Source organism: Undibacterium sp. Ji50W (assembly GCF_049340445.1).
In the GTDB taxonomy this organism is placed as follows: Bacteria; Pseudomonadota; Gammaproteobacteria; order Burkholderiales; family Burkholderiaceae_D; genus Undibacterium.
This window is the reverse complement of record NZ_JBMPOX010000002.1, coordinates 178,323-204,127: the sequence shown is the minus strand read 5'-3', so window position 1 is coordinate 204,127 and position 25,805 is coordinate 178,323. Positions and strand designations below refer to the sequence as shown.

Annotated in this window: 18 protein-coding genes and 1 other RNA gene; 8 read left to right on the top strand and 11 right to left on the bottom strand. The window is 52.6% G+C overall.

Translation table 11 applies throughout. The annotated features are described in order from the left end of the window. The 8 genes from ACO0K9_RS06175 to rnpB form a co-directional block, all read right to left on the bottom strand. Positions 1-1,431 (bottom strand): UDP-N-acetylmuramoyl-tripeptide--D-alanyl-D-alanine ligase, encoded by a 1,431-nt coding sequence (locus ACO0K9_RS06175; RefSeq protein ID WP_422982880.1) that lies wholly within the window; start codon positions 1,429-1,431, stop codon positions 1-3. Continuing rightward, on the bottom strand, positions 1,431-2,975 hold the full coding sequence (locus ACO0K9_RS06170; RefSeq protein ID WP_422982878.1) for a UDP-N-acetylmuramoyl-L-alanyl-D-glutamate--2,6-diaminopimelate ligase: 1,545 nt from the start codon (positions 2,973-2,975) through the stop codon (positions 1,431-1,433). The genes ACO0K9_RS06175 and ACO0K9_RS06170 overlap by 1 nt, the downstream gene beginning before the upstream one ends. After that, positions 2,975-4,738 carry a peptidoglycan D,D-transpeptidase FtsI family protein gene (locus ACO0K9_RS06165; RefSeq protein ID WP_422982876.1) on the bottom strand — a complete coding sequence of 588 codons (1,764 nt, stop codon included), beginning with the start codon at positions 4,736-4,738 and terminating at the stop codon, positions 2,975-2,977. The genes ACO0K9_RS06170 and ACO0K9_RS06165 overlap by 1 nt, the downstream gene beginning before the upstream one ends. Continuing rightward, positions 4,735-5,010: a cell division protein FtsL gene (ftsL, locus tag ACO0K9_RS06160; protein WP_422982874.1), complete on the bottom strand. Its 276-nt coding sequence runs from the start codon at positions 5,008-5,010 to the stop codon at positions 4,735-4,737. Before ftsL ends, ACO0K9_RS06165 begins: the two co-directional genes overlap by 4 nt. Beyond that, positions 5,007-5,963, bottom strand: coding sequence for a 16S rRNA (cytosine(1402)-N(4))-methyltransferase RsmH (gene rsmH / locus ACO0K9_RS06155; protein ID WP_422982872.1), 957 nt, complete (start codon positions 5,961-5,963; stop codon positions 5,007-5,009). The genes ftsL and rsmH overlap by 4 nt, the downstream gene beginning before the upstream one ends. Positions 5,964-5,972: 9 nt before the next feature. Further along, on the bottom strand, positions 5,973-6,401 hold the full coding sequence (gene mraZ / locus ACO0K9_RS06150; RefSeq protein WP_422982870.1) for a division/cell wall cluster transcriptional repressor MraZ: 429 nt from the start codon (positions 6,399-6,401) through the stop codon (positions 5,973-5,975). Between the two features lie 604 nt (positions 6,402-7,005). Next, positions 7,006-10,203: an EAL domain-containing protein gene (locus ACO0K9_RS06145; protein ID WP_422982868.1), complete on the bottom strand. Its 3,198-nt coding sequence runs from the start codon at positions 10,201-10,203 to the stop codon at positions 7,006-7,008. Between the two features lie 307 nt (positions 10,204-10,510). Then, positions 10,511-10,862, bottom strand: an RNA gene (gene rnpB, locus ACO0K9_RS06140) — RNase P RNA component class A. 111 nt (positions 10,863-10,973) lie between these two features. Between rnpB and ACO0K9_RS06135 the strand changes: the two genes are divergently transcribed. The 7 genes from ACO0K9_RS06135 to ACO0K9_RS06105 all read left to right on the top strand — a co-directional run bounded on the left by ACO0K9_RS06135 (position 10,974) and on the right by ACO0K9_RS06105 (position 18,743). After that, positions 10,974-12,671 (top strand): thiamine pyrophosphate-binding protein, encoded by a 1,698-nt coding sequence (locus tag ACO0K9_RS06135; RefSeq protein WP_422982866.1) that lies wholly within the window; start codon positions 10,974-10,976, stop codon positions 12,669-12,671. Positions 12,672-12,787: 116 nt separating this feature from the next. Beyond that, positions 12,788-13,222 carry a hypothetical protein gene (locus ACO0K9_RS06130; protein WP_422982865.1) on the top strand — a complete coding sequence of 145 codons (435 nt, stop codon included), beginning with the start codon at positions 12,788-12,790 and terminating at the stop codon, positions 13,220-13,222. Between the two features lie 64 nt (positions 13,223-13,286). Continuing rightward, the gene (locus ACO0K9_RS06125; RefSeq protein WP_422982863.1) at positions 13,287-13,949 is read left to right on the top strand and encodes a GNAT family N-acetyltransferase; all 663 of its coding nucleotides are present in this window, start codon (positions 13,287-13,289) and stop codon (positions 13,947-13,949) included. Positions 13,950-13,981: 32 nt separating this feature from the next. Beyond that, positions 13,982-14,320 (top strand): low molecular weight protein tyrosine phosphatase family protein, encoded by a 339-nt coding sequence (locus ACO0K9_RS06120; RefSeq protein WP_422982861.1) that lies wholly within the window; start codon positions 13,982-13,984, stop codon positions 14,318-14,320. A 264-nt stretch (positions 14,321-14,584) separates the two neighbouring features. Continuing rightward, positions 14,585-15,022, top strand: coding sequence for a response regulator (locus ACO0K9_RS06115; RefSeq protein WP_422982859.1), 438 nt, complete (start codon positions 14,585-14,587; stop codon positions 15,020-15,022). 99 nt (positions 15,023-15,121) lie between these two features. Next, positions 15,122-16,894: a putative bifunctional diguanylate cyclase/phosphodiesterase gene (locus tag ACO0K9_RS06110; RefSeq protein WP_422982857.1), complete on the top strand. Its 1,773-nt coding sequence runs from the start codon at positions 15,122-15,124 to the stop codon at positions 16,892-16,894. After that, complete coding sequence (locus ACO0K9_RS06105) at positions 16,872-18,743, top strand: PAS domain-containing sensor histidine kinase (RefSeq protein ID WP_422982855.1); 1,872 nt, start codon at positions 16,872-16,874, stop codon at positions 18,741-18,743. Before ACO0K9_RS06110 ends, ACO0K9_RS06105 begins: the two co-directional genes overlap by 23 nt. Before the next feature lie 31 nt (positions 18,744-18,774). Here ACO0K9_RS06105 and ACO0K9_RS06100 read toward each other — a convergent pair whose 3' ends face one another. The 3 genes from ACO0K9_RS06100 to ACO0K9_RS06090 all read right to left on the bottom strand — a co-directional run bounded on the left by ACO0K9_RS06100 (position 18,775) and on the right by ACO0K9_RS06090 (position 23,513). Beyond that, a complete protein-coding gene (locus ACO0K9_RS06100; RefSeq protein WP_422982853.1) occupies positions 18,775-19,896 on the bottom strand; it encodes a metallophosphoesterase in 1,122 nt (373 codons plus the stop codon). 381 nt (positions 19,897-20,277) lie between these two features. After that, positions 20,278-21,276 carry a tetratricopeptide repeat protein gene (locus tag ACO0K9_RS06095; RefSeq protein WP_422982851.1) on the bottom strand — a complete coding sequence of 333 codons (999 nt, stop codon included), beginning with the start codon at positions 21,274-21,276 and terminating at the stop codon, positions 20,278-20,280. Between the two features lie 170 nt (positions 21,277-21,446). Further along, positions 21,447-23,513, bottom strand: coding sequence for a hypothetical protein (locus ACO0K9_RS06090; RefSeq protein WP_422982849.1), 2,067 nt, complete (start codon positions 23,511-23,513; stop codon positions 21,447-21,449). 497 nt (positions 23,514-24,010) lie between these two features. Here ACO0K9_RS06090 and ACO0K9_RS06085 point away from each other — a divergent pair, with 497 nt between their 5' ends. Beyond that, positions 24,011-25,723, top strand: coding sequence for a tetratricopeptide repeat protein (locus ACO0K9_RS06085; protein WP_422982847.1), 1,713 nt, complete (start codon positions 24,011-24,013; stop codon positions 25,721-25,723). The last annotated feature ends 82 nt before the right edge of the window (positions 25,724-25,805 follow it).

The following is a 25,805-nucleotide window of genomic DNA, read 5'->3' as shown; positions in this document are numbered from 1 at the left end:
CTAGTGATTCCCCATTGTTTTTTGTTGTAATGTATTTGTTTCGTATTTGTTTTCGTTCGCTGTCAGCAGATGCGCAACGGCTCTTTCCATTTTCATGAAACGCGAGCCCTTCACCAGCACGGTGGCATCTGCCGCCAGTTGTTCATCCAGCGCCTTGCATAAGGCTTCCATGCTGGCAAAATGCTGGGCGTCGGTACCATAGGCGCTGGCAGTATGTGCCACCAATTCGCCCAATAACAGCAAGCGCGGTATGCCACGCTGGCGGGCATAGTCACCAATTTCTTGATGGAATTGCGCGCCGTTCTCGCCGACTTCACCCATGTCACCAAGTACCAGTATGGTCGGGCCGACAATCTGTGCCAGCACATCAATCGCAGCGCGGACCGAATCCGGGTTGGCGTTATAACTATCATCGATGACCGTCGCGCCGCACGCAGCCTGCTTGCGTTGCAGGCGACCATTCACCGGCGCAAAACTTTCCAGCCCGGCGGCGATGGCGGCATTGCTGACACCTATCGCATGGCAGCATGCTGCCGCTGCCAGTGCATTCAACACATTGTGTTTGCCGGCGGCATTCAGCCTGACTGACAGCGCTTGCCCTGCCACCAGCATTTGCAGATCGCTGCCGAATACGCTGGGCGTATACGTAGCCTGCACATCGGCATCGGTAGTCAAACCAAAACTCAGGGTTTTACGCTGACCACGTTCAGACGCAAAGGATTGCCACAAGTCGCTGTATTCATCACCGGCAGGAAATACGGCCACACCTGCATCGGGCAAAGACTGGATGGCGACACCGTTTTCTCTGGCTACGGCTTCTACCGTCTGCATGAATTCCTGATGTTCACGCTGGGCATTGTTGACCAGTGCCACGGTAGGCATGGCGGCAAAGGCCAGCAAGGCAATCTCACCTGGGTGGTTCATGCCCATTTCTATCACGGCGGCCTGATGACTGGCATGCAATTGCATGACTGTCAGCGGCACACCGATTTCATTGTTCAAATTACCGCTGGTCGCCAGTCTGCAATCCGGCCCAAAGGCTGCGGCCAGGATAGAGGCAATCATTTCCTTGACGGTGGTCTTGCCATTGCTGCCGGTCACACCGATGACAGGCAGGGTAAATTGCTGGCGCCAGAAACGGGCCACTTCGGCCAGCGCCAGTTTGGTATCAGGCACCACCAGCGCAGGCAAGGTAAATCCCGCAGGCAGGGCTTCGGCAATGACTGCTGCCGCACCAGCCGCTGCGACCTGGGGCAAGAAATCATGCGCATCAAAATTTTCGCCACGCAAGGCAACGAATACATCGCCAGCGCGTATCTTGCGGCTATCTGTGGCCAGGCCAGTAATGATGACATTGGTGATCTTGGTGGCATCGCCTTGCAGGCTTGCACCTTTTATCGCCGGCAACAGATCATGCAGGGAAAATTGCATCAGCTCCCCCTCTTCATATTGCCGCTGGTGGCAACTGTCGCCAGGGCCAGAGCCGCATGTTCTTCATCAGAAAATGGCCATTTCTTGCCATTGATGTCCTGATAGGTTTCATGCCCTTTACCGGCCAGCAAAACGACATCGTGATTATCTGCATGCTTAATCGCATACAGGATGGCATTTGCCCGGTCTTCGATGACTTGCGGGGTGCCGCTCATGCCTTTGAGGATGTCCTGGATAATCGCAGACGGATCTTCGCTGCGCGGATTATCACTGGTCACTACCACCTGGCTGGCGCTTTCGGCTATCTTGCCCATCTGTGGACGCTTGCCGGGATCACGGTCACCACCGCAGCCAAAGACGCACCACAATTTGCCGTCTCTTTCCTGGGCGACATTTTGCAATGCTTCCAGGGTTTTTTCCAGTGCATCAGGCGTATGGGCATAATCGATGACCACCATGACATGCCCCGCCGTGCCCAGCAATTGCATGCGGCCAGGTACCGGATTCAGTTTTTCTATGATGGACACGGCCTTGTTCCAGGCCACGCCTTTGCCCAGCAATACTGCCATCACTGCCAGGATATTGCTGACATTGAATTTGCCTATGAGTTGGGTCTTGACCAGGCCAGACCCATAAGGTGATTCGAGATGAAAGCTGGTACCGGCATAATTGGTTTTCAGGTTACTGGCTGTCAGCACCTCGATGCCGGGAACAGTATTCTTTTCCAGGCTATAACCTATGATACGCGTAGCTGGGGCAGCAGGGGTAGCGGTATGGCCAGCTTGTACACGCTGCACCAGTTGCAAACCAAAAGCATCATCCAGATTAAGCACTGCCATGCCCAAGCCTGGCCAGTCAAAAAGACTTGCTTTTGATTCAGCATACGCCGCCATGTCACCATGGTAATCAAGATGATCGCGCGTCAGGTTCGTCAACACCGCGACATCAAAATGCAAGCCGTTCAGCCGCCCCTGATGCAGGCCGATGGAAGATGCTTCAATGGCCAGCGCCTGTGCGCCGTCCTGCTTGAGTTCAGCAATTTTCTGTTGCAGGCCGATGGCGTCCGGCGTGGTATAACCGGTCTCTACCAATTGCCCTGCCGTGCCATTATTGTAGATACCCGTGCCCAAGGTGCCAATAACAGCGGATGGCATGCCATTCAGAGACAATGCGCGGGCTATCCATTGTGAGCACGAGGTTTTTCCGTTGGTGCCGGTGACGGCAACATTGAACCAGTCACTGTCAGCCTGGCCATACCAGGCATGCGCCACCGGTCCGGCCAATGTCAGCAGGTTTTCTACAGCAAGGTGGGGGACAGCAATGCTTGCATCCCAGGTGAAATTATCGGCTTCATGCACGACGGCTGCGGCGCCATTAGCCACCGCATGGGCGATATGCTGCCGCCCGTCATTGATGTGGGTACGCAGGGCAAAAAATATATCGCCTTTGTTTATGTTGCGCGAGTCTGAGCTCAATTGCGCCTCAGGCGCAATTTGTTTCAGCCAGTCCAGCAATTCATTCATGGTTATATTTTTGTTAGCCATCACATGCTTTCCTGTACGCTGTTGTCAGGAATAATATTGACGACTGATGAATCTGGCGGCACGTTCATCGACCGCAAAATATTGGCTGTGATTGCCGCAAAAACCGGGGCGGCGACCGTGCCGCCGTAATAACCACCAACACTCGGTTCATCGATCATGACGGCTACAATCACGCGCGGATTGGATACCGGCGCAAAGCCGACAAAGTCACCGATGTATTTATTCACATAACGCCCACCTTCCAGCTTGTGGGCAGTGCCGGTCTTGCCGGCGACGCGGTAGCCAGCAATACGTGCCTGGGTAGCAGTGCCACCTGGTTCGGTGACGGATTCCATCATCGCGCGCAATTGTCTTGCCGTCTTTTCGGAAATGACACGAGACCCGGTCGGGGTCTCAGCAGATTTCTGGAAGGTCAGCGGTATCATGTCGCCATCCCTGGCAAAAATCATATAGGCCCTGGCCATCTGTATCAGCGATACCGAAATACCGTGGCCATAGCTCATGGTGGCTTGCTCAATCGGGCGCCAGTTTTTGTAGCTGCGCAGACGACCAGCGACTGCCCCCGGGAAACCAAATTTGGGTTGCTGACCAAAACCAACCTTGGTAAACATTTCCCACATTTCCTGAGGTGGCATTTGCAAGGCCATCTTCACGGTGCCAATATTCGAAGATTTTTGTATGACTTGTGCCACTGTCAGCGACCCCTGCTTGTGCGCATCATGTATCGGTGTCGGGCCTATGAACATCACACCAGGGGCTGTCTGGAACACTGTGTCAGGAGTAACTCTGCCGGTTTCCAGTGCCAATGAAACTGTTATCGGCTTCATGGTGGAACCGGGTTCAAAAGTATCGGTCATCACGCGGTTGCGCAATTGGGCACCAGTCAGTACCGACCTATCATTCGGGTTATAGGTCGGCAGATTGACCAGTGCCAGCACTTCACCTGTTTGCACATCCAGCACCACGGCACCACCGGCTTTTGCCTTGTGTTTTTCTACCGCTTCTTTCAGATGGGTAAAGGCGATGTACTGGATCTTACTGTCTATCGACAGGGTCAGGTCCTTGCCGTCATGCGGTTCGCGGATTGCCTGTATGTCTTCAACGATATGCCCCAGCCGGTCTTTGATGACACGACGGCTACCGGTTTTGCCAGCCAGATTTTTTTCGGAGGCCAGTTCTATGCCTTCCTGTCCGATGTCTTCCACATTGGTAAAGCCGACCACATGGGCCATGACTTCGCCTTCCGGATAGAAACGCTTGTATTCCTTGCGGGTTTCTATGCCGGGTATGCCCAGGGCCACTACCTTGTCGGATATTTCTGTTTCCACCTGACGTTTCAGGTACACGAACTGACGGTCAGAATCGAGCTTCTTGCGCAGTTCAGCTTCTGTCATATCCAGCAACTGGGCAAGCTGCTGTATCTTTTCTTTTGGCGCTTCCAGCACATCGTCCGGAATGGCCCAGATGGCCTTGACCGGTACCGACGAAGCCAGCACCTGGCCATTACGGTCAGTAATCTTGCCACGGGTGGCTGGCAATTCCAGCGTACGGGCATAGCGGTTAGCGCCCTGCTGTTTCAGGAAGTCGTTGGTAAAACCCTGCAGATACAGGGCTTTGAGCATCAAGGCAATAAAGGCGGCAAACAACAGAAACAGGATGAAACGGGAACGCCAGGTCGGCAGCTTGACATCCAGCACCGGGCTGGATGAGAAGGCTACACCGCGTGCAGCAGCGGTACGTGGGACGTTGGCAGTGCGACTCATTTTTCCTCCACCGCTTTCAGGTATTGCGTGCGGTCTGGCGTTACTGCCACCATATCCAGCTCACGTACCGCAGTCGCCTCGATGCGGGAATGCTTGCCATAGGTGGACTGATCAAGTTTCAGTTGCGTCCATTGCAATTCATATTGCTTGGTAAGACTTTGTTCTCTTTCCAATTCGATAAACAGGCGACGCGCCTGATATTGTGAATTGATCAGCGACAGCGCACAGGCAATCAGTGCTATCGCCAACATAATGTTGAGGCGGGTACTCATGCAGCCTCCGGCAAACGCTCGGCAACCCGCAGGATGGCTGACCTGGCACGCGGATTGGCATTCACTTCCGCCTCGGACGGCTTGATGCGGTTCAACAGGCGCATTTGTGGCTGCGGCAAATCTACATGACGGATCGGCAAACGGCGGTCAGGCTGTTCCATTTTCACTTTGGATGCGAAGAACTGCTTCACTATCCTGTCTTCCAGTGAATGAAAACTGATCACCGACATCCGTCCATACGGTGCCAATGCCGCATACGCTGCCGCCAGGCCTATTTCGAGATCTTCAAGTTCCTGATTGATGAAAATCCGTATAGCCTGAAAGGTGCGAGTTGCCGGGTCTTTACCCTTCTCGCGAGTTTTGACGGCGTGTGCGACGATTTCTGCGAGCTGTCGTGTCCCACGAATGGGCTCTGCTTGCCGGCGAGCAACAATCGCCTTTGCAATCTGAAAAGCAAACCGTTCTTCCCCATAATCTTTTATAACCTCCGTAATATGCTGTTCTTCAGCAGTCGCCAGCCATTCGGCTGCCGAGATGCCCCGCGTGGTATCCATGCGCATGTCCAGCGGACCGTCTGACCGGAAGCTGAAACCCCTGGTAGCGTCATCCACCTGGGGAGATGAAATGCCCAAATCCATCAAAATGCCGTCGACCTTGCCAACACCACAGTCCGGCAAGGCCTGGCCTATGGTGGCAAAACTGTCATGCACTATATGGAAACGCGTATCCCGAATTTCTGCCGCGCTGGCAATCGCCTGGGTATCCTTGTCAAAGGCAATCAGGCGGCCATTGGCGGCCAGTTGCGACAGGATCAGGCGACTATGCCCGCCACGGCCAAAGGTGCCGTCTACATATATTCCACTGGCACGTTGATCCGTGATGCCGAGGGCGTCTACAGCCTCATGCAACAACACGGTCTGGTGCGTAAAATCTGCCGCCTGCTGAATACTCATTGCCCGCGATCAGAAAGAAAAATTGTTTAATACATCAGGAGCGCCGCCAGCAATGGCCTTCGCTTCGTTTTCTGCGAGCTTGCCGGCATCCCATATCTCGAAATGACTGCCCATGCCCAACAGCATGACATCGCGCTGCATGCCAACAGCATTGCGCAATTCAGGCGCGACCAGAATCCGGCCGGCACCATCCATTTCCACATCAAAGGCGTTACCAAGAAAAATACGTTTCCAGTCACGCGCCTGTATAGGCCAGGCAGCGATTTGCTCACGGTGGGATTCCCAGGTAGGACGCGGAAACAGCAGCAGACATCCATCCGGGTGGCGGGTCAGGGTGATACGGCCTTCGCATTGCACATTGAGCGCGTCACGATGCCGGGCAGGAATGGACATTCTGCCTTTTGCATCGAGATTGAGTGAGGACGCCCCCTGAAACACGCTGTCTACCTTTACCCTGAAAACCTGTCGTACCGATTAATCTTAAAAACTCAATTTGGAAATGAAGTCTGGAATGTAAGCGAATTTCGGATATTTATTCCACAAAATTACACTTTTTCACACTATTGCCCACTTTAGAGGATGACTTGAGCGTGGTCAAGCACATTTCAGAGGTAAATTTGGAAATTCTCTAATGAAGTCAATGACTTAGCGCAACTACTTGAGGTAGTGCGTTTCTAATTTATCCTGATAAATTAGAGACTTACGAAATATAGTGAAGGTAGCATCTCACATATAACCATGTGTTTGCCTGCTGATACCATAATGAAACGGGTATGAGGCAAGTGAAAATGCTGCAAAGAAAGGAAACTTATCTGACGTGAAACTTTCTACTGCCGAAACGGGACCAAAAACCAAAACGCCCGGCATTATCATACAAAGTACACGATCCTGCCAGCAAGAGCCGGTATTTTGCGAAAATGATCACATACGCAGGGATGCTGGTATCGAGGTTAATGCGGGATGGATATTTTCTTGCCGACAGGCCAGCGACGCTGCCCAGGCACGCACGAAATGGTCGCCAGCCAGGATGGGCATGCCTAGGCTAGTTGCCTGGCATGCCCAGCCTGGCCTGACGCTGCAATAGCTGCAGGAATTCCTTGTCGGTCACCGCTTTGCTGAAGTAGAAGCCCTGATATTCATCGCACTTGCATTCGCGCAAAGTGGCAAGTTGCGTGGCTGAATCCACTCCCTCGGCAATGACCTTGATACCCAGTGTATGCGCCATGGCGACGATAGCCATGACAATCGCCGTGTCATTCGGATCGTCCGGGATATCCTTGATGAAGGACCGGTCCACCTTGACACTGTCAACCGGGAAGCGCTTCAGGTAGGCCAGCGAAGAATAGCCGGTACCAAAATCATCAATCGACAGGGTAAAGCCGGCATCCTTGAGGCCATCCATCAGCGCTATTGCCTGTTCGCGGTTGTGCATGACCATGCTTTCGGTAATCTCGAATTCGATGGAATTCGATGGTACGCGCCAAAAATCGACGACACTTTTGACTTCATCTAGCATATGGGCATCATTGAACTGGGCACCGGATAAATTGACGGCAACCCGCCCAAAATCCTTGTCCACGGTCCTGAAACTCAGAATATCGCGGCAGGCAATGTCCAGTACCAGCATGCCCAGACGGGCCACCAGTCCAGCCTCCTCTGCCAGGGCAATAAAGTCTACCGGTGACAACAATCCCCGTTCAGGATGATTCCAGCGCACCAGCGCTTCTGCCCCGACTATGCGGCCACTGACGACATCGAGCTTGGGCTGGTAGTAAACCACGAATTCGCGTCTTTCCAGCGCCTTGCGCAATCTTGCTTCAAATGCCAGTCTTTCCACGGTATGGGTATTCATTTCCGAGGCATAGAACTGGTAATTGTCTTTGCCTTTGTTTTTTGCCCGGTACATGGCGATGTCGGCATTTTTCAACAGGGTCTGGGCGTCCTTGCCATCTGCCGGGAAAGTGGCGATGCCGATACTGGCACTTAACTGACATTCCTGACCATTGATTTCAAACGGCTGGGCGGCCTCAAACAGCAACTTGTCGGCAACATCCCCCAAGTCTCTGGTTTCGTTGAACTGGTCTATCAGCAGGATAAATTCATCGCCACCTATCCTGGCAATGATGTCCGATTCACGCAGGCACAAACGGAAACTGCTGGCAACCGTGCGCAAGACCTGGTCACCTTCGTCATGCCCAAAGGTGTCGTTGATATTTTTAAAGCGATCCAGGTCCAGGAACAGCACCGCCAGTTGACTGCGGTTACGTTCGGCAATGGCCAGTGAACGTGACAGATGCTGGTTGTACAGGAAGCGGTTGGGCAGGCCGGTCAATTCATCATAATGGGCCAATTGCAGGATTTTCTTTTCCGAGCGCCGTCCTTCGATGGCAATACCGGCAATATCAACGGTGATGCGTATCAGGCCCAGATCTTTTTCACACAAGGCCTGCTTACTATAAGAAAACAGGGTAAAACTTCCCAATAACTGGCCATTCTTACCAAAAATCGGTGACGCAGCACAAGAACCGAACTCAGACAGGGTTTCTACATCATTGACAAACTGCATGGTAGGGGCATGCAAAAAATCAGGCAGATAGGTAAGTTTTGTGGTCAGCACCACCTCGGACCAGATCCCGCTGCCATGGGTAACGGTCATACCCGGAATCTGCTTCAGCAGGACACCAGGAAAACGGCTGCCAGTTGCCTGAGCAAAGCTGCGCCTGTCTTCTGACAGCAACTGTATGCCGCAACGCCAGTGCGGGCAGAGCTTTTCAACGAACTGACTGATGGCTTCCAGTATGAAGGGTAAGTCTTCATCACCCCCCATCAGTTGCAGCAACTGATTTTGCCCCTCTATCAGCAACTCGGTGTATTTGCGCGCATTGATATCCCTGACCACGCAAAATATCAGTGCCTCACCATTGACCTCAACCCGGGTCAGGGAAACTTCATTGTATTGAATTTGTTCATTGCGTATGGTTGACCATTCGAAGCGCGGTGACTCCCCCTTGAAGGCACGGTCAATCAGGGTCACGATCAGAATATCCCGGTCACGGCTATCCAGACCACTGACCTGCTGGGCAGTGGTTGAAAAACGGCCTACCTTTTGCCCGACCAAGTCGCTCATGCTGCTCAGTCCAAACATGCTGACCGCCGCCGGATTGCAATCTACGTAGATATAGTCGCGCCCTATCAGTAAAATGGCATCCTGCGCCCCCTGAAACAGGTGGCGATAACGGCTTTCGCTGGCCAGCAGCCGACTTCTGGAGTCGCGCAAATGCCTGATCTGCCACAGCAGCAGCAATGCCAGGCCAAAGATGAACCCCGCTGTCACCGAGGTCACGATGATCTTTTGTGTGACCCTGGCGTCCCAATCGGCCAGGATAGTCTTCATCTCTCTGGAATACAGCAGGGTAAGCGGGAATTCGCTGATCTTGCGATAGCTGGTCAGCAAATCAAGTCCTTCAGGACTATCGTCCCTGAGCATTCCTTCGCTCGATTTATTCTGTCGTATCTGCTCGACGACTGATGCCGGAAAGCCTTCCCCTGCATTGTAGGATTTGGTCACATCGGCCGTTCCGGTCAAGGTATGACCGGCTTCATCAAGCAAGGCAATCCTGGCCCCGCTCCCCTGGGCGATACGTTCATAAAAATCCTGAAAATAAGCCAGATCGACATCGATCTGTATCAGGCCTAGCCGCTGCCCCTTCAAGTCAAAAAAACTTTTTGCGATGGGTAGTACCCAATGCCCGTTTTTTGCCAGCCGGAAGGGTTTGCCAAGTACGGCCTTGGTATCGGCAGGATGGTCGAGAAGGTAGGTGAGATGGCCAAGGCTATGCTGCGCTTCCGCTGGTGGCTCGCCCTTCTCACTGGAGACCCAGCGTTTGCCTCCCAGATTGATCAGGGAAATGCTGCTGATAAACTCGGATTCCTGGCGCTGCCTCTGCAACATCCTGCGTATCAGGGCTTCATCATCCGGGAGCAGCCTGGTTTCGGTCATCACTTCGTCGCTGACCACGTTGGCGACCTGGCGGGCATCGTTCAGGACTTCACTGGCATGCTCTTCGAGAATACGGACTGCCAGGAAATTATGTTCCTGGGCAGCGCTGATGGTTAGCGACTTGTCTTGCGCCATTGACCACCAGCTCTGCCCGATGATCGCAGCAGCGATCAGGCAGATGCAAAGCGCAATAGCCAGTATGGGCGCGTCACGCTCTTTTCGAATGCCGCCAGTCTCCATGCGTATGCAATAGTTTAGTTTGAAATGCGTTGGTTTGTTCTGTGCACTCAGTGTACCACCGGTATTTTAAGAACAATGACTTGCTTGCAAGAAATGATGTTTGGTGGAGACAGTCAACAGTCGGATACTAAGCTGCGAGTCATCAGACAACGCTTATGTACCGAACCGCCCATAGGGTTTGAAGTAAAACGGAAAAAGCGGGGGGAACGGGGAAATAACGGGGAAATAACGAAGAATAATCGATTGAAAATGGACCTGGAACCGATATAGCGACAGCCTGAAGAAACACTGTGCTGCGACAAACAAAAAATAAAGCAGGCCGGTAGGCCGGATTCTGTTACGGCATCAGACATTGCTGCCTTCTGCTATGACAATCATTCCTCTAGGCGACGGATTGCTCCGCCGCTCAAGCTTTCTACCCGCACGCTCCGCGAGCCACATCAACGCGTGCCTATTTGAAATTGCTCCGGGTGGAGGTTACCGCGTTTCACCGTAACTTAATACGCTCGTCTCTGTGGCCCTATTCCTCGTCTTATACCCTGGCTTGCACCCTGGCTTTCAACGTACGGCCGTTAGCCGTCACCCTGCTCTATGGAGTCCGGACCTTCCTCCCGTCACCATGATAAATCATGGCAACCAGCGATTGTCTGGCCTGCTTCACGCCTCATTGTATCCTACTCGGTGATAATTCAGTCTAAAAGCCGGAATTACAATGCAAATTAAGCAGGCTTTCTGGTAGCGTAGTGTTTTTTCTTTTACCATTTTCTATCATGCTGAAATCTCGTTCGGGCGGTCAATTGATTGTGGATGCACTGCAAATTCACGGTGTCGATACCGTATTCGGCGTACCTGGCGAAAGTTACCTGCCAGTGCTGGATGCGCTGCATGACAGCCCGATACGTTTCATCATCAACCGGCAGGAAGGCGGTGCGGCCTTCATGGCAGATGCCTACGGCAAAATGACAGGCAAACCCGGCATCTGCTTCGTCACACGCGGACCAGGTGCTACCAATGCATCGATAGGTGTGCATACTGCCTATCAGGATTCGACGCCGATGATTTTGTTCATAGGCCAGGTTGGCAATGATTTTGTCGAACGTGAAGCCTTTCAGGAAATTGACTATCGCCGCATGTTTGGCCAGATGGCGAAATGGGTAGCACAAATTGACCGGGCAGACCGCGTGCCGGAATACCTTGCCCGCGCCTTTCAGGTAGCGACCAGCGGCCGCCCCGGCCCGGTTGTGCTGGCCCTGCCAGAAGACATGCTGGCACAGGTCGCCACCGTGGCAGACACCCGTCGTTACACACCGGTACAGGCATCGGCCTCGCCGCAACAACTGGCGCAACTGCGCAATATGCTGACGGTATCGCAACGGCCGCTGGTCTTGCTGGGCGGTACCGGCTGGGATGCTGCATCCTGCCAGCACATCAGTGAATTTGCGGTCAGCAATCACCTGCCGGTAGCCTGTACCTTCCGCTTTCAGGACCTGATGGACAATGCGCACCCGCATTACATCGGCGACGTAGGCATAGGTATCAACCCCAAATTGGCGCAAAGAATCAAGGACGCCGACCTGATCCTGGCCATCGGCCCACGTCTGGGTGAAATGACAACCGGCGGTTATACCGTGCTGGAAGCACCGCTGCCCAAACAAAAGCTGATCCATATCCACAGCGATGCACTGGAACTGGGCCGTGTCTATCAGGCTGATCTGATGATCAACAGCGGCATGAAAGAAATTGCCGAAGCCCTGGCAGAAATGGCCAGCCTGGATGCTGCCAGCAAGTGGCATGCAAGCGTTGGTGAAGCCAGGGCAGATTTGCAGGCATGGCAAACCGAACCAGCCATTTTCGCCACAGAAAACGCCCCCCTGAACCTGTGGCAGATCGTGCAGGACCTGATGCAACTGGCACCGGCAGATACCATCATCACCAATGGGGCCGGCAACTATGCCACCTGGGCCCACCGGTATTTCCGGTATGGTGGTTTCCGTACGCAACTGGCACCGACTTCCGGTGCCATGGGCTATAGCGTACCAGCAGGTGTTGCCGCAAAAATCATCGATCCGCAGCGTACCGTTGTCACTTTCGCCGGCGATGGTGAATACCTGATGAACGGTCAGGAACTGGCCACCGCCGTCCAATACAAAGCTGGTGTCATCATCATCGTCTTTAACAATGGCATGTATGGCACCATACGCATGCATCAGGAAAAGGAATTCCCTGCCCGCGTATCAGGCACCGAATTGCACAATCCTGATTTTGCAGCGCTGGCACGGGCCTTTGGTGCCAGTGGGGAAGTGGTCAACACCACGGCAGAATTCGCACCGGCACTGGAACGTGCACTCACACATAGCCGCCAGTACAATTTGCCTGCATTGATAGAATTGCGTTATGACGGCAATTTGATCACTCCTGGTGCCACGCTGGAAACCATGCGCAAGCTGGCGCAGGAAGCCGGTAAATAGATGTCGCACAGCAGGAATTGACGCTTCCCTACCCGGTTACTGTTAAGGCAACGGGGTAGTGCTATCATTTACAGGCCAACATTCCCTATGACTTTTATGCAAACGGATACCAGACCATGAAATATGTGATTGCCTTACTTTTTTCCGCGCTGACCACCAGCAGCTTCGCCAATGATATTGCGCTGATTGCCGGCAAATACCGTTACGAAAAATATGCCGTGACCATGGCCAATGGAAATGTGCTGTCACTGGCGAACATCGGCATCAAGAGCATCGATATGAGCTTCAATACCGATTCAAGCATGCTGATGGAAGCGACCATGCTGGATGGTAAAATCGTCAAGGAAAAAGCCGTGCTCAAGGAAATCAGGATCAAGGGCAACAAAGGGTATTGGGTCGCCAGATGGTCGGACGTCGACTACGACATCAGGGAAGATTTTTCCTTCCATGATGATGTCCTTGAATATGAGACAAAATTCCGGAACAAGAGTGACAAGGAGCGCTACGGTGCCGTAGAACGTGCTACCTTAAAAAAAATACCCGCCTTTTAATTCCATCTTCTGTCATCCCGAAGTGGTTGTCACCTGTGCCACCGTCCCACATCAATGAGTCGCCATGACCACTACAGACCAGTTCAGTGAAAAGCAAAAGAATGACCTGCTCAGTGCCTGGGTCCATGGCTGGACGATTTCTCGTGGTACCGAGGCCGCATTTGCATTGGCGGGACACGGCTACAAGATCCATGTCGGCCTGCCCGGTCATCTGGAACGCTATGTCTTGCAGGGTCATGCCCTGTCTGCCATACAATTGTTGGCACATGAACTGAGTGCGCCTGATACCTGGATCAAGGTTTGTGCACCGGTAAGCGAAATTAGCGCTTTGCTACCGCCGCGCTGGACGCTCAAACCAGCCGAATACCTGATGTGCAAAGCCATCACTGCCCACATTGATGTCGATATACCGCCCAGCTATACCATACAGCTGGGCGGCGGCGAACAGGCGGTCAGCATCAAGGCCCTTGGCCGGGATGGACAGATTGCAGCCACCGGCAGAATGGCGCTGACTGCGCGCCATGCGGTTTTTGACCAGATCGTGACGGAGCCCTCGCACCGACGTAAAGGCCTGGGCAAATTGCTGATGCAGATATTAAATAACCATGCGTTCGCCAGGCAGGCTGAAACTGGCGTACTGGTAGCGACCGAAGAGGGGTTGGCGCTCTACACAGCGCTGGGCTGGGCCTTGTGCTCGCCCATGACTGCAGCGGTGATCACTGCCTGAAAGCTGATCTCTATGCGTGAAGCACTGAACTGATGAATAATCTCATCCATATTCTATTCGTCTGCAGTCGAAATCAGTGGCGCAGTCCGACTGCAGAGCAGGTCTGGCGCCGCCATCCCATGGTAGAAGCCCGCTCGGGCGGCACCAGTCCCAATGCCAGGCACAGGGTTTCCATGAATGACATCCTATGGGCTGATGTCATTTTCGTCATGGAAGAAAAACACAAGTCACGCCTGCTTGCCGAGCACCCGCAAGTGCTGAACGGCAAAGTCATCCATGTGCTGGATATTCCGGATGACTACAAGTATATGGACCCCGAACTGGTCACTCAATTGCAGGAAGCTGTGGCTGACATCCTTGAACTGCATTAATTAGCCCCCTTTAATCGTCTTTCAGCATCCATCCCCCTCCATCCTTCATAGCTTGTGCCGGGCCAGCCTTGCCATAGGCTATCGAAAAACTGCAATGCATAATAACAATATTGCACTATTTTTGATATTTGAATAATATGAATGTTAATTCGCTCATTTCAAGCTTTTGCAGCGAGCTGTTTTTATGTCGCATTATAGAAATTACATTGCAATAATATTGCCGCAAAGTATTATTTAGCAGCGCATGTCGGTGAAAGGTGCCCAATGATAGACAGCATCCCGCAAACCAAACCAGTCACGATACTCATCGTTGATGACGACGATGTCGACGTGCTGGGCATAGAACGCGCACTAAAAAAACTGAAAATCGTCAACCCCATCCTCCGTGCGCATGATGGAATAGAAGCGCTGCAAATCCTGCGCCAGCCAAATGGCATCGCCCGCCCCTACCTGATTTTGCTCGACATTAATATGCCACGCATGAACGGCCAGGAAATGCTGGCAGAACTGCGGCTGGACAAGAGCTTGTCGTCTGCCGTGGTGTTTGTGCTGACCACTTCGCAAGATGATCAGGACAAAGTTTTGGCATATTCCCAACACGTTGCCGGTTACATCGTCAAACAGCATGTAGGCGACGGTTTCATGAATGTCATCGAGATGCTGGACAGGTACTGGCGTCTGGTCGAACTGCCGATTGCCTGAGGGAGATTTTATGCAGATCCAGTATGCAAGAAAAATCAACTTGGGCAGAGGTGCGTACCTGCCTGCACATGCCACGCTTACCTGCCAGCGCGAGTTTTTATGCTGAATCTACCTGTACAAACATCCACATTGGACATCCTGATTATCGATGATGATGAACTGGATCGCCGCTCTGTCATACGGGCAATGAAGCAGGTGCCGGTCAGCGTGAATATTGTCGAAGCCAGCAATGCACTGGACGGCTTGTTGAAAGCCAAGGCAACCGCATTTGACGTCATCCTGCTCGATTACCGCCTGCCTGACCGCGACGGTATTGAAGTATTGAAAAGCCTGCGCCTGGACAAGATACACCATGCTGCGATTATCATGCTGACCCATCAGGAAGACGTTACCCTGGCAGAGCAGGCGATAGAGGCAGGGGCACAAGATTTTTTGCTGAAAGAAGAAGTCAACGCCCGCCGCCTGCTGCGCGCCGTACACCAGGCACGCCACCGTCACAAGCTGGAAACTGAACTCAATCGCAGTTATGACCAGTTGCGTGATCTGGCCGAACACGATGCGCTGACCGGCCTGGCGAACCGCTATGATTTTGAACGCGCACTGGAATTTGCCGTCTGCCGCGCCAAGCGGGAAAACCTGCACGGCAAGCTGGCGGTGCTGCTGCTTGATCTTGATCGTTTCAAAAATGTGAATGACACGTATGGGCATGCCGTTGGTGATCAGTTACTGATCAAGGTGGCACGCCGGCTGGGTACCACTACCCGCGGCAGTGACTTGCTGGCAAGGCTGGGGGGCGATGAATTCGTGGTGCTGGTGCAGGATATGGACAGAGTGGATCATGCCATCTTACTGGCCACCCGCATTGTCGAAGCCTTCAAAAAACCCATACTGCTGGAAGGTCTGGAATGGGATGTGACGATGAGCATAGGTATCGCCGTCTTTGGTTCCTGCGCCAACGACGCTACCGAACTGATGAAATGCGCCGATATTGCCATGTATCGCGCCAAGCAGGAAGGCCGCAACCAGAGTCATTTTTATTCTGACCAATTGCATCAGGCAGTGCGCCATCGCATGTATCTGGAACGTGACTTGCGACATGCACTCAAGAATGATCAGTTGAAAGTCTATTACCAGGCAAAAGTCCATGCTCTGGATGGCAGGCTGGGTGGCATGGAAGCATTGCTGCGCTGGCACCATCCTCAGGAAGGGGTATTGGCCCCCGGCACTTTTCTGCCCATGGCAGAAGAACTGGGCTTGATGTTTGAAATCGACCAGTGGGTCATGCGCACGGCGTGTGCGCAGTTACAGCAGTGGCGCAGCACGCCGCACCTGAATGTACAACATCTGTCGGTCGCGGTGAATGTCTCTGCCATACAGTTGCAGGGGGATAACCTGCTGTCCACGGTGGATGAAGCACTGGCCACCAGTGGCCTGGACCCGCGATGCCTGGAACTGGAAATCACAGAAAATGCCCTGATACGCGACCCGGAGCATGTGGCCAGCATCTTGCTGAAACTGGCAGCGCGCAAACTGAAACTGTCACTGGATGATTTTGGTACCGGCTATTCGTCCTTCGGCCATCTGAAACTCTTCCCCATCCACATCCTTAAAATAGACCAGAGCTTTGTGGCTGGCATAGGACGCGGTGCTTCGCAGGAACGTCTGCTGGCTGCGATGATTGCCTTCGCCAAGACGCTGGAACTGACCCTGGTGGCTGAAGGTGTGGAAACCGCCGAACAGGCCAGGTTCTGTACCGACCGTGGCTGTGAACTTTTACAAGGTTATTACTATTCTCGCCCTATATCGGCAGAGCAATTTGAAATCAACTTTTTAAGCGGGACATATCGCCATGGTGCCGACGAACAGCAATGATGCTACGCCCCCGGACAGGCACGATGATGTGACAGCAGATACCAGCAGTTTGCTGGCATCCATCGTGAACAGTTCTGACGACGCCATTATTGCCAGCAATCTGGAAGGCAAGATCATCAGTTGGAACCGGGCCGCCAGCCGTATCTTTGGCTACCCCCTTGCCGACGTGCTGGATCAGCCATTTGCCTTGCTTTTCCCGGAAGGACAGTTACCCGACCTGGCGACACTGGTCAAACTTTTACAACAGGGCACGCCAATCGGCCAGTTTGAAACCATACGCCGCTGCCTAGGAGGCAATGAACTGCCCACCCTACTAACCATTTCACCCGTCTGCGATCATCAGGATATCCTCAGGGGTTTGTCCATGATCGTGCGCGATTTTAGCGAAGGCTATCGTATTGCAACCCGGCTGACGCAAAGTGAAAGGCATTTCCGCCAGGTGGTTGATGCCGCACCGAATGCGATGGTGATGATAGATGGGCGCGGCTGTATAGAAATGGTGAATACCCAGACCGAAATCATTTTTGGTTACAACAGGACAGAGTTGCTGGGCAAAACCATGGAGCTGTTGATACCCGAACGTTTTCGAAAACATCATCCTGGCTTGCGCCAGGATTATTTTGCGGTTCCCACCACACGCGCCATGGGCAGTGGACGCGACCTGTATGGCCTGCGCAAGGATGGCAGTGAATTCCCGGTTGAAATTGGGCTGAACCCGATAGAAACGACAGATGGCATCAAGGTGTTGTCGGCGATTGTGGATATTTCTGAACGCAAGCGCCAGGAAGAACGTTTCCGTCTGGTAGTGGAAGCAGCGCCGAATGCCATGGTGATGATAGACAGCCGCGGCTACATGGAAATGGTGAATGCCCAGACCGAGCAACTGTTTGGTTATGCCAGGGAAGAATTGCTGGGCAAGCCCATGGAAATACTGATACCTGAACGTTTTCGCCCACAGCATCCAGGTTTGCGTAGCAGCTATTTTGCAACACCCAGCACGCGTGCGATGGGCGGTGGCCGTGATCTGTTTGGTCTGCGCAAGGATGGCAGCGAATTCCAGGTGGAAATTGGTCTGAACCCGATACATACGGCAGAAGGCATCAAGGTGCTGTCGGCGATTGTCGATATTTCTGAACGAAAACGCTTTACCGATGAACTATCAAGACGTAACCAGGAATTGAATAATTTCGCCTACGTCGCTTCGCATGACCTGAAGTCGCCCCTGCGTGGCGTCGATCAGTTGGCCACCTGGCTCAGCGAAGACCTGGTCGGTAAAATAGATGCCGATACGGATGAACACCTGCGGCTGATGCGCATTCGCATAAAACGCATGGAAAGGCTGCTGGATGACCTGCTGCTGTACTTTCGTGCCGGGCAACTGGGCGGCACCATAGAGCATGTGGATTTCGCAGCATTGGTGCGGGATGTCTTCGAGCTATGCTGTGCCGAACGGCCATTCAACCTGGAGCTGGATGGCAATTTCCCTATCTGTCCAACACACAAGGTACCACTGGAACTGGTGTTTCGCAACCTGATCAGTAATGCGCTCAAGCACCATGACCAGGCATCGGGAAAAATCCACATCCGTGCCAGCCACACTGAGCATTTTTTTGAATTCGCCGTGGCAGACGATGGCCCCGGCATCGCCGAAGAACACCGGGAACGGGTGTTTACCATGTTCCAGACCCTGCGCCCACGTGATGAGGTAGAAGGCAGTGGGATGGGTCTGGCCATCATCAAGAAAACTATAGAATCACTCGGTGGCAGCATACGCCTGGATGGCAATCATCCACGCGGTGCTGTGTTCCATTTCTCATGGCCACGCCAGGTCAGCAGGCAGTTGTCGTAAGCGCGACATAGGCGTAACATCGGCGCATTATTTATTCGGTACGAACCTTCTCTGGCGCATCCGGTATGGCAACACGCACGCCATCCAGCCCGGCCTTGCTGAGTCGCCCTTTTTCCCAGAAAAATATTTCCCCTTTGACGCCGCCCTTGATGCCGGAATCGATGGAAATGATCTTTCCCTGATAATGGGCGTACACCCCATCCATGGTGGTATGACCGACCACGATGCGACGTAATTGCATCTGCTGCAAAAGCTGATCAAGGTCGGTATTGCTGAGTTTGGGTGCATTGAAATACCCGCGATACCAGAGTGGCCCCAGGCTGCCATACAGGAAGGACAATACATCATCCCCCTTATCCTTCAGTTGTACCTTGCTTGTACCCAGTGAGTTGCGAAACTGTTCGTTGACTTGTGCAATACTCATGTTCAGGTTCTGGTAATCGGGATGCAGACCGCCATGCATGAACAGCATGTCGTTGATCTGTATGATCACCGGCTTGCTGCGCAACCAGCGCCCCAGCACGCTGTTGTTGTCAAACATCTGCAGGTAACTGAGATTGAGCTGGCGCGCTACGTTGGTGTATTTTTTGTTCAGATAACGCAGATCACCGGCAAACGATATGGCTTCATGGTTACCCAGCAACAGGTGAACCGCACCGCCTGCTGCCTGCGCCTGCGCTTCCAGTTCATACAATAACCACAGGGCTTCGGTGGTGTTCGGGCCACGATCAAACACGTCTCCGGCAATCACCAGGTGGCCTTTGCCAAAGGTCCATCGCCAATCCTGGTTAATGACGCCATTGGCCTGCAAGAGCTTGCGCATGAGATCAAACTGGCCATGGATATCACTGAAGGCGGCTACTTTGTCAGCCTTGAATTTCACGGCCAGCGGAAAACCGGAAGTCACGGCACGTATCGTCAATGCATGCGGATAACCGCAAGGTGCCGGCAGTGTCACATTGTCTGCCTTGGCAAAGACCTGCTTTTGTACCTGATCATTGCACACCCAGGATACATCCAGCCCGGCCTGTTCCTTTTGGTAAAACGCGTACGGACCATCATTGATCACGCTGGCTGGTGCACTGTCTGGCACCTGCGCATGGCTGAGGTTTGCCACCAGCAGCATTAGCAGGCTGCAGATGAGTACACTCAAGCGATACCAGGCTGGTGCAATTGGACTGTAACAGTTGAAACAGAAGTGAAAGACGCTTGCCCGGCGATCAGGGCAAGGCGCAAAGCACAGCGATAGTGAACTATCGCGAGCATTTGCAACGCAGCCATGGTCGTCGCGCAAGCGGAAGGCACTCTGTTTTCTACTGTTACTGCCCACTAGTGTGCGACCACCTGTCGCGGTAAAAGAAGCGGTATAAGAAGACCAATTTTTTTCGCGCAACATAGGTAATAACGTCGGCAATAACGTGAGTAATAACACCGGTAATAAGATGGGTGACAGCATGGACAGGAAGCTGTGTGGGCAAGCGACCGTGATCCATCTGGCAGAACGTCAATATAACATTCTGCAGTGGGAAGGGTATTACCGAACCGGCGGTTTCGCTGCTTGAGGCGAGGGGTTCTTGATGATATCGACAGGAACGTATAGCGGTGGCTGGGTACCAATGACCCAGTCATTGGCGATTTGTGTCGCTTTTTGCAGGTCTTCCGGTTTCATGCGTAAGGCCAGCCCGAACTTGAAGCGGCTGGCGCTGCCCTGCAATTCCTTGTCCACATCCAGTTTTTCGGCAAGGGTGTAATACGCATAGGCACGTGTCAAATCGACAGGCATGCCATCGCCATCTCGGCAGATGTTGCCCAGCCAGGCATAGGCACGGGCATGGCCCTGCTGCGCCGCCTTCATCAGCCAGGATACTGCCTGATTACTATCCCTGGATACGCCCTGGCCAGACAGATACAGCGTGGCCAGATATGTCTGCGCCGGCGCATAGCCCTGCTGTGCAGCATAACCGGCATAGATACCTGCCAGACGCATGTTCACTTCGGTTCCCTCGCCCAGCGCATATATGCGTGCCAGGGCGAAATTCGCTTCGGCATATTGCTGGTCCGTCGCCAGTTGCAGCCATTTGATGGCCAATGCATAATCTTTGGGTACACCATCGCCGGTTTCGTACAGTATGCCCAGCGTATATTGAGCTGTTGCAAATTTCGATTCTGCCGCCTTGGTGTACCAGACTACGGCCTGGGCCATGTCTTTTTCCAGGCCGACAGCACGCCTATAACCCTCGGCAAGATTGAACTGGGCTTTGGCCAGACCCGAAGCCGCAGCTTTGGCAAACCATTCCATGGCCGCTTTCTCATCCTTCAAACCGGCCTTGTCAGACAGCAGCAAGATACCCAGATTGAACTGGGCGTTGGCATCACCGGCTTCGGCCAAAGCTGTCCATTCGCTCTGCGCCTGCACATAATTGCCCTGTCTGAAAGCTTCTATTCCTGCATCTGTCTTGACTTGCGCAAGTGTATTTGCAGACAACAACAGGTGGCTTGCAATAAGAACAGCAGTGAAAACAGGTTTGAACATAGAAGTACCGCGAAAATCGATGAGAGAACAGCAGTGTAAACGGAAGTGAGGCTGAAGTGGGTTTTGCTGACATCAAGCAATTACAGGGGTGTGATACTTATTTAGGGCGCGCTGACCCAATCGACGGGTGCCACCGATAGCGAAACAGTGACACCTGCATTGAGTCAATTCTAGAAATTCCGTGCCACTACCACGCCATGGTAAGTGGTGACATACAGCGCATCACCACTAAACACGACAGCCTGCGGTTTTGACAAGAAACCTGGCAATGTACCAGCCACAAAACCCTCTTGACCAGCGACACCCATCAATGTACTCACCAGGCCCGCCGGTGTAATCTTGCGTACAGTGTGATTATCTGTATCAGCAACATACAGATTACCTTTGGTGTCTATCGTGATGCCTTGCGGACCATTGAAACGTGCGGCGGCACCGCTGCCGTCTGCACTTCCCTTCTGACCAGTTGCACCGGCGAAAATACTGCTTACTCCTGCACTTGAAATTTTGAAAATGACGTGATTGCCGCCATCCGCCACATACACGTTACCACTGGCATCGATTGCCATGCCGTTGGATAGCCGTGGAAACTGACGGGGTGGAATGGAATCCATGGGATAAAATGCCGGGCTCAATGGCACTGCTGCAAATGTGCTGACCACTCCATTGGCTGTCATTTTACGTATGACTTGATTGGCTATGTCGGCAATCAGTATATCGCCATTGCTGGCAGTCACAATACCGTTCGGTGAGTTGAATCTGGCATTGGTGCCCGTATCATTGACCAAGCCAAATTGATACGGCATACCTGCCAATTGCGAAATACTGCCTGCCGGTGTGATTTTGCTGACAGTGCCCAGGTTGTCGGCGACATAAACATTGCCAGTCGTATCTGTGGTCAGCCCCCCTATCGTACCAAAACCTGCTTTGACGTCGAAGACGGTAGTAACCGCCATTGCCGGGTTCACCTTGCGTAAGGTAGCAGCACCCGGCACACGATCAGCAACATACAGATTACCGCTACTATCAGCAGTCAGATTGCCAGGCACCCAGAAATTGGCCGAGCTACCAATGCCGTCTACGGGTCCGGCTATCCCGCCAGACCCAGCCAATGTGGTGACCACACCGCCAGAAGTAATTTTACGCACATTGCTATTGTTAGAATCTGCTACATACAGATTTCCTGCGCCATCACTGGCGATTGCCAGTGGCCAGGAAAATCGCGCAGAACTACCAGCGCCATCCACAATGCCTTGCTGCCCCGCACTACCTGCGACGGTGCTGACCACACCAAACGGTGTTACTTTGCGTATGGTGGCATTGCAAGGGTCAGCTACGTAAATATTTGCAGCGGCATCTACCGCAAGACCTTGTGGGCAATTGAAACGTGCGGCCGAACCCGCATCATCAGTGCTGCCGAAACTGCCTGCCCGGCCGGCAATCGTGCTGACCACACCTGCAGGAGTAATTTTACGAATTGCATAGTTGTTTCTATCTGCCACATAGACATTGCCAGCGTTGTCTGCCGCCAAACCCATGGGACGGTTAAAGCGCGCGCTGATGCCAGGACCATCATCCGCACCAGTGACACTGAACTGGCCAGCGATGGTGGTCACCTGACCAGCAGCTGTGATCTTGCGTATGGTCTGATCATCTGCCACATACAGATTGCCTGCAGTATCAATAGTCAAACCATTGAGTGAGGTAAAACCGGCGGCTGCGCCCAGACCATCCGTACGGGCGGCAACACCCGGCTTGCCAGCCAGCGTCGATGACACGCCGGCGGGGCTCAGTTTACGTATGGTGTAGTTGGATGCATCGAGTGCATACATATTGCCAGCCGCATCGACCACTGGATTTTGCAAGCCATTGAACCGGACCGTACTGCCGACACCGTCTACGTTGCCGGCTTCTCCTCCAGCAAAAGTGGTGACCACACCTGCCTGGCTAATTTTTCGCAAGCGATTAACATCACTGACATACAGCGTGCCCGTCGCATCAAGGGCGATACCACTGAGGGAATAAAACCGTGCATTCACCCCAGTGCCATCAATATTGCCAGGGCCACCCATACTGCCAACAAACAAGGCGACGCTGCTGGTAGCAGGCACCCCTGTTGTACCGCCATTGCCAGGATTGGCAGAATTGGCAGGTGTCGAACTACCGCCACCGCCACAAGCGGATAACATGGTTGCTGTCGTCAGGCAAAGTAAAGGCGTAAAAAAACGTTGAAGTTTCATCGTGGATCACTGAGTTGAGTTTATATCTGTTAGCCAAGCGAAGCCGGGTCGCTTGCAAATTGAAGTTTGGTAAAAGCAGTTTGGTAAAAGCAGTTTTGTTCAAGCTTGATAGGACACTGTGCTCCTGAAAAAATAAGCCAAACGAGAGAGAATATTTCATTCATGGAATTAATTACCATTATAGCATTGCACTGAATGAAATAAGTACCAATCAGATGAATTACAAAGATGTTGCCTGGGTCTTTAAGCATTAATTTGTCTGGTAGCGGATTCACTACAATTGATTAACCAGGCATTCCACAGGAAAGTTGCTAAATGACTCGCCTGTATCTCAATGACTACTCAGCGATTGCCTATCCTTTAATTGCTATAATCCACACTCATATCCCTATCTCTGAAGGTTACCAAGGATGCTTAACTGGTTGAAACGAATCTTTTCCTTAGCTGAGAAAACCACAAATCTGGTTCCAGACAAATCACCACTTCAGGGCAAACCTTTGCCACCTCAGGCAACACCAGTACCGTCTCCGGGAAATAGCATTACACTCAAAGAACAGGGCGATGTTTATCTTGCTCAGGGTAATCTGGCAACTGCGGCCGACTGCTATCACCAGGCGATTGTGATTGACCCGAATTACGCCAAGGCACATAGCAATCTGGGTTTCGTTTTTATGCAACAGGGCGCAACGACAGAAGCAGAAAAAAGTCTGAAGCGCGCACTGGCTATTGACAGTACGAATGCCGATACTTATTTCATGCTGGGTAATCTGGCCGCACTGGCACATGGCAATTTGAAACAAGCTTGCGAGTATCTTCAAAAAGCAGTGGAGTTGTCCGCAGATCTTGAGATTGCCTATCTGGATTGGTGCCGGTACATGAAATTCCAGGGCAAGTTGGAACAAGTAAAGCAGTTTCTGATAAGTGGCATAGAAAAATACCCGTCACGCCCTGACTATCATAGGCATCTGGGTAATATTTATCAGGACGAACAACAGTTTGCATTAGCTGGCAACTGCTTCCAAACAGCATTATCCTTACACCCGGATGATGCAGATGCGTTAGCGAACCTGGGGTTTTCCTTATACAAACAAGGGCAACCAAGCCAGGCGCTTGCCGCCTATGAACAAGCGTTTTCTTGCTTGAAAAAGGCAAGCATCACCGCGTCGGACAATGCCGATACCCATTTCAAATTGGCTAATTTTCTGACTACTCAAAATCGCTTTAAAGAAGCAATTGATAGCTATGAGCATGTGTTGGCACTTAACCCTGAGTATGGCGAAGCACGCTTGGGGCGTGGAATGGCCTTGCTGATCACCGGTCAACTTGAACCCGGCTGGAAAGATATCAAAGATAGCGTGAAGTATGCAGCATTGCCACCGGCTGAAATGCCAGAACCTGCCTGGCTCAACGATGCCGATATTCATGGGAAAACCATTTTACTGCACGCAGACCAGGGACTGGGCGATACGATTCATTTTGCCCGGTATGCAGAACAGGTGAGTGCGTTGGGTGCCACGGTTTATCTTCGGGCGCAAGCCTCGCTGAAATCCTTGCTGATGACCCTGCCTGGCGTCACCCGTGTATTTGGTGACGAGGAAATCCTACCCTCATTCGACTACCAATGTTCACTGTCGAATATCCCTTTGGCTTTCAACACTGCACTTGCATCAATCCCGGCAACAGTACCTTATTTAGAGGCATCTGCCGATCGCACCGTCTATTGGAGAGATCAGCTAGCTGGCGTTGCCACCGCAAAAATCGGCCTAGTCTGGTCCGGCAATCCGTTATTAAGAAACGATAAACACCGCTCCATCCATCTTCAACGCCTGTCTGAATTACTGATCACGGGAGATCATCATTTCTTTTTACTGCAAAAAGAAATACGCTCCATAGATGCGCCGTTTTCATCCAATTTGAACAACGTCACTGATCTTGGACCACAACTGGTGGATTTTTCTGAAACAGCTGCGGTCATTGCCAATCTGGATCTGGTGATTACGGTCGATACCTCAGTCGCTCATCTGGCGGGTGCCCTGGGCAAGCCCGTATGGATCATGCTACCCTTTTCCCCTGATTTTCGCTGGCTGCTGGACAGGAATGACAGTCCCTGGTATCCGACGGCTCGCCTGTTCAGGCAGCCTGCAATAGGTGATTGGGACAGCGTGATTGAAGACGTGAAACGTGCACTGGATCAGGAATTTCCGGCTTAGACTGCTTTTCGACCATAGCAATCGAACCAGTCCGGTGGGCGGTGGGCTGACATGATCCGATTGCCACGGATCATGCCACCAA